We start from the raw sequence: 1,955 nt of genomic DNA, 5'->3' as shown, positions 1-1,955 counted from the left end.
CGACGGAGGGCACGAGCCACACGGGCTCTGGCAGGGCGAACAGGCCCAGCCAGAGAGGCCCGGCCACAGCCACAACCGACGACGACGGAATGAGGTCGCATGGCCATGGTCACGACACGACCGGCTCCCTGGCACCGGGTGGTGGTGCTCGTCGCCCTCATGCTGGCCGCGTTCACCTTCAACACGGCGGAGAACCTGCCCATCGGCCTCCTGGAACTGATCTCCGAGGGGCTGCGGGTCTCGGTGCCCTCGGTCGGCTACCTGGTCACCGGCTACGGCGTGACGGTGGCGGTGGCGTCCCTGCCCCTGGCCCACGCCACCCGGGCCATGCCCCGCCGGCATGTGCTCTCCGGGGTGCTGGCCGCCCTCATCGTCTCCAGCCTGGTCGCGGCCCTGGCCACGTCCTACGGGGTACTGCTCGGGGCGCGGCTGCTGACCGCGCTCGCCCAGGCACTGTTCTGGGCCGTGATGGGGCCGGTCGCGGTGGGCCTGTTCCCGGCCCGGGTGCGCGGCCGGGTGATCGGGGTGCTGTCCGTCGCCGGTTCGCTCGCCCTCGTCCTCGGTGTGCCCGCCGGGACCTGGCTGGGCCACCACACCGACTGGCCGGTGCCGCTGGCGGTGCTCGGTGGCCTGGGGCTCCTCTCCCTCGTGACGATCGCCGTCCTGCTGCCCACCTCGCGCCCGGAGGAGGGGCACGCCGCCTACGGCACCGCCCCCGACACCCGCAGGTTCGTAACCGTGCTGGCCGTCGGAATCCTCTCCGCCACCGGGGCATTCGCGGGATTCACGTACATCGTGACGTTCCTGGGTGAGGTGAGCGGTTTCTCCACGAGCTCGATCAACCTCCTCTTCGTGGCCTTCGGCATCGCGTGCCTGGCCGGGGTGGCCGCCACCGGGGCGCTGCTGGACCGCTTCCCGCGCGCCGCCCTCGCCACGGCGGTGGCCGTCCAGGCGGTGGGCACGCTCGGCCTGTACGCGACGGGCTCCGACCCGGTGGCGGCCGTGGTGTTCCTGACCGTGATGGGCGGCGCGCTCGGACCGGTCTTCATGGCCACGCAGAACGAGATGCTGCGCTGCGCCCCCGGTCGTACGGACATGGCGCTGGCGGCCAACTCCGGTGGGTACAACGCCGGAATCGCGGCCGGCGCCGCGATCGGGGCGCTGCTCCTGCCGCGCGTGGAGGTACGCGGCACCTTCCTGGCCGGCGGTCTGCTCGCCGTCGGGGCCTGCGCGGTGCTGCTCGGCGAACGGCTGCTGCCCCGCCGGGCCGCGCGGACACCCCTGCCCGGCTGACGTGCCTTCAGGCGGCAGCGGCACGGCGCGTACCACCGGCCGCGATCAGAACAGCTGACGCTCCGGGAAGCGCTCCCCGCACGCGCTGCAGAAGGCCGGGGCCCGGTCCGCCGACAGCCGGCCGCACTCCGGGCAGACCAGGTCCAGCATGCAGGGCGCCTCGCCGCCCTCGTACGCCTCCGGTGCCCGCACGGCGGGCTTGATCGTGAGCCCCGGGCGGCGGCGGTGCACCGTGAGGTACGTCAGCCCCTCGGGCCCCGCCTCCAGCGCGCGGCGCGACGTACGGGGCAGCCAGGTCGCGGTCGTCGGCGTGAGGCCGAGGGTGCCGCCGTCACCCGTACGCAGACGGCCGCCGCCGGAGAGGACCACCAGCAGGACGTCCAGGGTGTCCTCCTGGTGCTCCCCCACCCCGGCGCCCGGTGGCAGGCGTACGAAGTTCGCGTCCAGCTCCCGTCCCTGCTCGGCGAGGCGCCACAGCGCGCCGCGTTCGTCCGGGGCGGCGGAGGCGAGCAGGTCGTCCAGTACGGCGAGTACCCGAGGAGTCGCGTTCACGGAGCCCAGGCTACGCCCGGGGCCGGCCCGCACTCCCTCCCGTACCGGCCGGCGCCCTCTCCCGTCCCGCCCTCCCGCGCGTCACCGCCCGCCTACGCTGAGGGCTCGGC

2 protein-coding genes are annotated in these 1,955 nt (G+C 74.6%); one reads left to right on the top strand and one right to left on the bottom strand.

The features are described 5' to 3' along the window. The first annotated feature begins 105 nt into the window (after window positions 1-105). Entirely contained in the window at window positions 106-1,293 is a 1,188-nt protein-coding gene (locus IH13_RS0105670; protein ID WP_031081537.1) for an MFS transporter, read from the top strand. Window positions 1,294-1,338: 45 nt separating this feature from the next. Here the strand turns inward: IH13_RS0105670 and IH13_RS0105665 are convergent, their stop codons facing one another. Next, the gene (locus IH13_RS0105665) at window positions 1,339-1,845 is read right to left on the bottom strand and encodes a cupin domain-containing protein (RefSeq protein WP_031081536.1); all 507 of its coding nucleotides are present in this window, start codon (window positions 1,843-1,845) and stop codon (window positions 1,339-1,341) included. Between the last annotated feature and the right edge of the window lie 110 nt (window positions 1,846-1,955).

It is taken from the genome of Streptomyces sp. NRRL WC-3549 (assembly GCF_000721935.1).
Lineage (GTDB): Bacteria > Actinomycetota > Actinomycetes > Streptomycetales > Streptomycetaceae > Streptomyces.
Note: the sequence above shows the minus strand (reverse complement) of the source record. Positions and strands in the feature narration are given on the sequence as shown.